Below are 8,491 nucleotides of genomic sequence, written 5' to 3'. Positions count from 1 at the left end.
GTCTGTATCATCCAGTTGAGCGAACTTATCCAAAATAATATCTGTAAAATCTATTAAATTTATTTTATTTTGGATGAAGAATTGTAAATTATCACTGCAATTTACAGAAATTCCTTTTTGAAACAATTCTTTAGCTCTTTTAAGTGTATTTGTTAAGGTAAGTTCCGCAACCAGACTTGTTTTATGCAAATACACTTGCCAATACATTAACCTTCTTGCCATTAGAAATTTTTCTACAGAAAAAATTCCTTTTTCTTCAATGACTAAAACATCATCAACCACATTCATCATTTGAATGAGTCTATCAGAATTTATCTTTCCTTCTTCTACTCCAGAATAAAAACTATCGCGCTTCAAATAATCCATTCTGTCCATATCCAATTGACTTGAAACCAATTGCAACATAAATTTCCGGTGGTATTCTTCTTTAAAAATTTGAATGGCTAATGTTAACTGTCCATTAAATTCGACATTAAGTTTGTGCATAAACAAAAGCGATATTTCTTCATGGTGAACATCCTCAACTATGCTATGCTCCATAGCGTGTGAAAATGGACCGTGGCCAATATCGTGTAATAAAATAGCGATGTAGAGCGCATTTTCTTCATCTGTAGAAATTTCTGTATTCTTGAATCGCAACACCTGTATAGCTTTTTGCATGATATGCAAACAGCCCAATGCATGATGAAATCGTGTATGATTGGCACCTGGATACACCAATGATGACAGTCCCATTTGGGAAATTCTTCGCAAACGTTGAAAATAAGGATGCTGAATTAAATCGTAAATTAAGGCATTTGGTATGGTAATAAATCCATAAATCGGATCATTGAATATTTTGAGTTTGTTGGTGTCGTTCACTTCATTTAATTTATACAAATATAAACACATAAAAATAAATTATATGGGTTGAAAAAGGTAAAATTTTACTTTTGCAAACTATTAATTTTATTGTATTTTTCATTAATATCAACTAGAAATGTTAAAACGTCATCAATTTCCATTAAATATTGTAATTTTGTTTTGTATGAAAATCAATATTCATTTCGCAACATTTTTTTTAACTCTTGGATTTTTGCTAATTTCCAATGTAGGTTATGCTTGCGCTATGAAAGTTGAAAAAGCAAATTGCCATAAAGAAAACAGTTCAAAAACTGAAAAGAAAGACTGTTGCAATACTAAGCAATCCAATAAGAAACATAAAGGATGCAGTGGGAAATGTGGACATTCAAATTGTACAACATCTGTTCCAATTTTTAGTTTTATACAAAATAATGATGTAAAATTTATTTCAAATATTTTCGATTTTTCAATAGAAAGACAAAAATTTTATTACAATCAAACCAGAACTTCAAATGGTTTCTTTTCACTTTGGCTCATCCCAAAAATAGGCTAAATTACATTTTTTGACAGCCATAATTGTGGCTAATTGAGAGTTGTTTCACTTTCAAAATCTTATTATCTCAATAATTTAAAATTCATAAAATGAAATCAATATTTAGAATATTGGTAGCAATAAATCTATTGTTATCAATCACGACTTCCAATGCTCAAATAAAAAACCAAAAAGTAGAACAAGTAAAAGTATTTGGAAACTGCGAAATGTGCAAAGAAAAAATAGAAAAGGCTGGAAATGTCAAAAAACTATCTAAAGTAGACTGGAATAGTATTACAGGAATGGCAACATTGAATTATGATTCCAAAAAAACCAATGCCGATGAAATTCTTAAACGAATTGCAGCTGTTGGTTATGATAATGAAAAATTTCTAGCTCCGGACACTGCATATAAAAATCTTCCAAATTGTTGTCAATATTCTAGAGTTTCTAAAACTGAAACCAATCAAACAATAAAAATGGAGATTTCAGGCAACAATAAAGTAGACCTAACACAAAATATGAATCAGTTAGAAATTGTTTATGAAAACTATTTTGGTATAAAAGATGCATTGGTTAAGTCAGATGGAAATACAGCATCAGAAATCGCAACTACCCTACTTTCTTCTATAAATTTAATAAAAATGGAAAACTTAAAACCTGACGAGCACATCGTTTGGATGAAAGTTTTAAATAATATAAAAGAAGACACGCAACACATTGCAGACACTAAAGATCCCAAACACCAAAGAGATTATTTTGATATACTTTCAAAAAACATTTACGATTTAATAAAAGTTTCTAAAACAGTAAAGCCAACTTATTATCAGTTTTGTCCTATGGCAAATGGTGGAAAAGGCGCCAATTGGTTGAGCAAAGACAATGCAATTAAAAATCCATATTATGGTTCGATGATGCTTTCTTGTGGAAAAACTGTCGAAACTATTAAAAAATAGGCTTGTAAACATGTAATTTAAGAGTTAAATAATGTAACAGACTATTGTTTAGACAACATTATATTTAGTTAAATAATAATTAAAATTTAAAAGATGAAAAAAGTATTTTTAATGGCAACAATTGGCATTTTTACATTGGTTTCTTGCAACCAAAAAACCAAAGAAGTAACAACAACCGAATCAGAAATGATGGAAAACGATTCAACAATGATGACTAATGACGGGACAAAAATGGAAAATGATTCAACAATGATGAACGATGGTTCTTCTAAAAAAATGATGGCAGAAAAAATGTATGCTTGCCCAATGCATCCTGAGGTTCAAGGAAAATTGAACGACAAATGTTCTAAATGTGGAATGAAATTAACTGAACCAGTTGCAGAAAATGCAGCTGAATAAATTTTTAATTTCATTAAACAAACAAGCCAGCTTTGCAATAAGTATTGTGAAGTTGGTTTTAATTAAAAAAACTAATGATACATAAATATACAATTTCAGGAATGAGTTGTAATGGTTGCAAGTCTAAGGTTGAAAAAGCATTAAATGGAATTGATGGAATTAAAGCTGATGTTACTTTAGAGACGAATTCAGCAACTATTTCAATGGAAAAACACATTCCAATTTCTAAATTTCAAGAAGTACTTTCATCTGTTGGAAACTATTCCATTTCAGATTTTAACGAAGAAAAATCTAAAAATTCTGATAAAAAAATCTTAGATAAAGATAATAAAACCGTTTCTTCAAATAATAATTCCGCTTCCAAATACCATTGTCCAATGCATTGTGAAGGCGATAAAAATTATGACAAAGCTGGCGATTGTCCAGTTTGCGGAATGAATTTAGAAAAAGTACACGATATAGAAAATTCAAAAACATTGTACACTTGTCCAATGCATCCAGAAATTATAAAAGAACATTCTGGTTCGTGTCCAATATGTGGAATGGATTTGGTGCCAATGAATCCAAGCGATTCTGAAGATCAAAAAACCTATAAAGATTTGGTTAAAAAAATGAAAGTGGCAGTTGTATTTACTGTTCCAGTTTTTGCCATCGCCATGACTGAGATGATTCCAAATAATCCATTACTTAAAATAATGGACGCTTCAAAATGGAATTTTGTTCAATTAATTCTCACACTTCCAGTAGTTTTTTATGCTTGTTGGATGTTTTTTGTACGTGCTTTCAAATCCATAATTACTTGGAATTTAAATATGTTTACCCTTATCGGAATTGGAACTGGAGTTGCATTTATTTTCAGTTTAGTTGGGATGTTTTTTCCTGAAATTTTCCCTGCTGAATTTAAAAGTCATAATGGAACTGTCGCACTATATTTTGAAGCCACAACCGTAATTCTAACCTTGGTTTTATTAGGACAATTGTTGGAAGCCAAAGCACACAGTCAAACCAGTGGCGCAATTAAAGAATTACTGAAATTAGCGCCAACAGAAGCGACTTTGGTTGTTGATGGAAATGATAAAACAATCTCTATTCACGATATTAAAAAAGGAGATTTATTGCGCGTAAAACCTGGAGATAAAATTCCGGTTGATGGAAAAATTGTTGATGGCGAAAGCAGCATTGACGAAGCTATGATTACAGGCGAACCAATTCCTGTTGATAAAAAGAAAGATGATAATGTTATTGCTGGAACTATAAATGGCAACAAATCGTTTGTAATGATTGCCGAAAAAGTAGGATCAGAAACCTTGCTTTCGCAAATTGTGAAAATGGTAAATGATGCCAGCAGATCAAAAGCACCAATTCAAAAATTGGCCGATAGTATTGCCAAATATTTTGTTCCAATTGTAGTTATTATTTCGGTAATAACCTTTTTTGTTTGGGCAAAATTTGGTCCAGAACCAGCATTAGTTTACGGATTTATAAACGCAATTGCCGTTTTAATTATTGCTTGTCCTTGTGCTTTGGGTTTGGCAACACCAATGTCGGTAATGGTTGGCGTTGGAAAAGGTGCGCAATTGGGTGTTTTGATAAAAAATGCCGAAGCTCTGGAAAATATGAATAAAGTAAATGTTTTAATTACCGATAAAACAGGAACAATTACTGAAGGAAAACCATCAGTAGAAAAAATATATTCGATCAATAATGAAGAAGATAATTTGTTGCAAAACATCGCTTCCTTAAATCAATATAGTGAACATCCATTGGCGCAAGCTGTCGTAAATTTTGCTAAAACAAAAACCATTTCATTAATAGAAGTCAAAGATTTTGAAGCAGTTGCAGGAAAAGGTGTTATTGGAACAGTAACCAATAAAAAAGTAGCATTAGGCAATAAAAAACTAATGGAACAAGTAAAAGCAACTGTTTCAGATGATTTAGAAAACAAAATTAGTGCCGAACAAAAATTGGGTAAAACAGTTTCTTATATTTCAATTGATGGCGTTGCTGTTGGTTTTGTATCAATTTCAGATGCAATAAAAACATCTAGCAAAGAAGCTATAAAAGAGTTGATGCGTCAAGGTGTTGAAGTAATTATGCTAACTGGCGATAATGAAAATACAGCCAAAGCAGTCGCTGACGAACTCAATTTAGCATCTTTTAAAGCGGGTTGTTTACCAGAAGACAAACTCAACGAAATAAAAAAATTACAAGCACAAGGCAAAATTGTTGCCATGGCTGGCGATGGAATAAATGACGCACCAGCTTTAGCGCAAGCCGACATTGGAATCGCAATGGGAACAGGAACAGATGTTGCCATTGAAAGCGCAAAAATCACTCTAGTAAAAGGCGATTTACAAGGCATTGTAAAAGCTAAAAATTTAAGTCACGCTGTGATGAAAAATATAAAACAAAATTTATTTTTTGCTTTTTTCTATAACGTTTTGGGAATTCCAATTGCTGCTGGTGTTTTATTTCCGTTTTTCGGAATTCTGCTTTCGCCAATGATTGCAGCTTTGGCAATGAGTTTTAGCTCGGTTTCTGTAATTATAAATGCGTTGCGATTAAGAAATCTGAAGCTTTAGAAATATAAATTGGGCAACAGCGAGACTGAAGACCGAGCAACAGCGGAACTGACGATAAATAAATACTTTTATTATGAAAAATTTAAAATTGATTTCAAAAAAAACGCTTTCATTTCTAACACTGCTTTTAATGGTAATTTCGTTAAGCGCAAATGCACAAACAGCAAAAAAATCTACAATGATGGAGGATTGTTGTATGATGAAAGATGGTAAAATGATGGTGATGAAAGACGGCAAAACCATGCCAATGGAAAAAGATATGGTGATGAAAAACGGTACAACCTGTATGACTAACGGAGAATGTAAAATGAAAGATGGTTCAAAAATGCAAATGAAAAATGGAGATTGTATGGAAATGAGCGGAAAAATGTGCAACGATAAAATGAAAAAAATGGAAACTAAAAAAACAAAAAAAATGGCAGTTATGAATTATAATTGTCCTATGCATCCAGAAGTTGCTAGCGATAAACCTGGTAAATGTTCTAAATGTGGGATGGATTTGGTTAAAAAAACCTAATAACACTTCTTTGAATTTAATTCGAAAAATTTGTCCTTATTAATTATTATTTAGAAATTATTGTCAATTTATAGAAATTCATTTTAAATTTATTGATGATAATTTCCTTTTAAAAAGTTACAGCTATGAACTTCAAGTTATCAATTTTAGCATTTATTTGCATACTAAACTTTGCAACTGCACAAGTTAAACCAAAACTACAAACGTTTTATACTTGCGTAATGCATCCACAAATTCACGAAAGCAAACCTGGAAATTGTCCCATTTGCGGAATGACTTTAGTCAAAGAAAAATCAAAAACTCCAAAAAAAGCTGTTGTAAAAAAACCAATTACAACCAAAAAAGTAATTTCTGACACCAAGAAAGAGGTTCCTCAAACTAAAAAAGAAACTACAGATTTGCCCATAAAAAAATCAGTTACTGAAACTAAAATAAAACCCAAAACTATTTCAAAAACAGTGCGTTATGATTTATATGTTCGAGACACCATTGTAACTATTGGCAACAAACCAAAACGCGCTATCGCAGTAAACGGACAAATTCCGATGCCAACTCTAACTTTTACCGAAGGCGATATTGCAGAAATTTACGTCCACAACGAATTGAAAGAAAGTACTTCATTGCATTGGCACGGATTAATGTTGCCAAACAAAGAAGATGGTGTACCATATTTAACACAAATGCCCATTGAGCCAGGTACAACGCACAAATATTCTTTTCCAATAATTCAAAATGGAACGCATTGGTATCACAGCCATTCGGGTTTGCAAGAGCAAATAGGAATGTATGGTTCTATGATTTTAAATAAAAAACCAGAAGACGAAAAGTTCCGCGAAGGCATTGACGATTTACCAACGATTCCTGTAATTTTAAGCGAATGGAGTGATATAAATCCAAACAATATTCACAGAATGTTACACAATGCCACCGATTGGTTTGCTATCAAAAAAGGCACAACTCAAAGTTATGCCGAAGCCATTCGAGCTGGACATTTTAAAACCAAAATTGCCAACGAATGGAAACGAATGAATGCAATGGATGTGAGCGATATTTATTATGAAAAATTTCTAATAAATGGTAAAAACGAAAGTCAATTATCGCAATTTAAAAGTGGCGATAAGGTACGTTTGCGAATATCAAATGGCGGCGCATCAAGTTATTTTTGGTTGACTTATGCAGGCGGAAAAATTACAGTCGTAGCCAATGATGGAAACGATGTTGAACCAGTTGAAGTAGATAGATTGCTCATTGCCGTTTCTGAAACGTATGATGTAATTGTAGAAATTCCAGAAAATAATACTTCGTATGAATTTTTGGTAACTTCGGAAGACAGAACCAAATCGGCATCATTATATATAGGAGAAGGAATTAAGCAATTGACTGATCCACTTCCAAAATTAAAATATTTTGAAGGAATGAAAATGATGAACGGAATGATGAAAATGAATGGCGATTTAGACGATATGGGAATGCAAATGTCCTACAATCAAATGGATATGAATGTGGTGATGTATCCTGAGATTACAGGAGAAGTGGAGAAAAAAGAGAAAATAGAAAAAAAAGGTGAGGAAAAAATAGATCATTCTAAACACAATATGAATGATATGAAAATGGGAGAAGAACAATACAACAGCAACGAACTTTCAGACATTACAACTTTAAATTATGCAATGTTAAAATCCCCTTTCAAAACCAATCTTCCAAAAGATGCACCAGTAAAGGAATTACGATTTGAATTGTCTGGAAATATGAATCGTTACGTTTGGAGTTTAGACAACAAAGTAGTTTCAGAAACCGATAAAATTTTAATTAAAAAAGGAGAAAATGTTAGAATTACTCTGTATAATGGCTCGATGATGCGTCATCCAATGCATTTACACGGTCACGATTTTAGAGTTTTGAATGGTCAAGGCGATTATTCGCCACTAAAAAATATTATCGATATTATGCCAATGGAAACAGATGTAATCGAATTTAATGCCAATGCAGAAGGCGATTGGTTTTTTCATTGTCACATTTTATATCATATGATGGCTGGAATGGGACGCGTTTTTACCTATGAAAATCAAGCTGTAAATCCATTAATTCCAAATCCAAAATTGGCACAACGAAAATTATTTGGTGAAGACCGAAAATTTCATTTTATGGGTGAAAATGATTTTGCCACCAACGGAAATGACGGAATGATAATGTTTGGAAGTACACGTTGGAGCATTGGAACAGAGTGGAGATTTGGATATACTGACCATCACGGTTACGAAACTGAAACACACATTGGTAGATATCTCGGAAAAATGCAATGGTTGATGCCTTTTATAGGTTTTGATTGGCGTTACCGAAAAATGGACGGAGATATGGAAAAAAATCTATTCAATCAGTCCAATACCAAAGACAATCGAGCAGTTTTTAGCGCAGGTTTAGAATACACAATGCCAATGTTAATCAAAGCGCAAGCCGAAGTTTTTACCGATGGAAATTTTAGATTACAATTTGAACGAATGGATATTCCAGTTTCCAAACGCTTGCGAATGAACTTAATGTGGAATACCGATAAAGAATATATGGCAGGATTTCGATACATTATTAAAAGAAATTTTGGCGTAACCACACATTATGACAGCGATATGGGAATTGGATTTGGTGTGAATTTGAATTATTAACT

General features: G+C 32.4%; 7 protein-coding genes. 6 read left to right on the top strand and 1 reads right to left on the bottom strand.

The features are described 5' to 3' along the window. The coding region (locus RMN92_RS09125) for an HD domain-containing protein (RefSeq protein WP_309609155.1) at window positions 1-861 on the bottom strand (861 nt) is incomplete at its 3' end. Window positions 862-1,027: 166 nt separating this feature from the next. Between RMN92_RS09125 and RMN92_RS09120 the strand changes: the two genes are divergently transcribed. The 6 genes from RMN92_RS09120 to RMN92_RS09095 all read left to right on the top strand — a co-directional run bounded on the left by RMN92_RS09120 (window position 1,028) and on the right by RMN92_RS09095 (window position 8,489). Beyond that, window positions 1,028-1,396, top strand: coding sequence for a hypothetical protein (locus RMN92_RS09120; RefSeq protein WP_309609154.1), 369 nt, complete (start codon window positions 1,028-1,030; stop codon window positions 1,394-1,396). Between the two features lie 89 nt (window positions 1,397-1,485). Continuing rightward, window positions 1,486-2,331, top strand: coding sequence for a DUF3347 domain-containing protein (locus RMN92_RS09115; RefSeq protein ID WP_309609153.1), 846 nt, complete (start codon window positions 1,486-1,488; stop codon window positions 2,329-2,331). A 93-nt stretch (window positions 2,332-2,424) separates the two neighbouring features. Further along, window positions 2,425-2,730 (top strand): heavy metal-binding domain-containing protein, encoded by a 306-nt coding sequence (locus tag RMN92_RS09110; RefSeq protein ID WP_309609152.1) that lies wholly within the window; start codon window positions 2,425-2,427, stop codon window positions 2,728-2,730. Between the two features lie 74 nt (window positions 2,731-2,804). Next, a complete protein-coding gene (locus RMN92_RS09105) occupies window positions 2,805-5,312 on the top strand; it encodes a heavy metal translocating P-type ATPase (RefSeq protein WP_309609151.1) in 2,508 nt (835 codons plus the stop codon). 73 nt (window positions 5,313-5,385) lie between these two features. Continuing rightward, window positions 5,386-5,829, top strand: coding sequence for a DUF6799 domain-containing protein (locus tag RMN92_RS09100; RefSeq protein ID WP_309609150.1), 444 nt, complete (start codon window positions 5,386-5,388; stop codon window positions 5,827-5,829). Between the two features lie 125 nt (window positions 5,830-5,954). Beyond that, the gene (locus tag RMN92_RS09095; protein WP_309609149.1) at window positions 5,955-8,489 is read left to right on the top strand and encodes a multicopper oxidase domain-containing protein; all 2,535 of its coding nucleotides are present in this window, start codon (window positions 5,955-5,957) and stop codon (window positions 8,487-8,489) included. The last annotated feature ends 2 nt before the right edge of the window (window positions 8,490-8,491 follow it).

Source organism: Flavobacterium sp., from assembly GCF_031363805.1.
In the GTDB taxonomy this organism is placed as follows: Bacteria; Bacteroidota; Bacteroidia; order Flavobacteriales; family Flavobacteriaceae; genus Flavobacterium.
The sequence above is the reverse complement of the archived record's forward strand: the minus strand, read 5'-3'. Positions and strand labels throughout refer to the sequence as shown.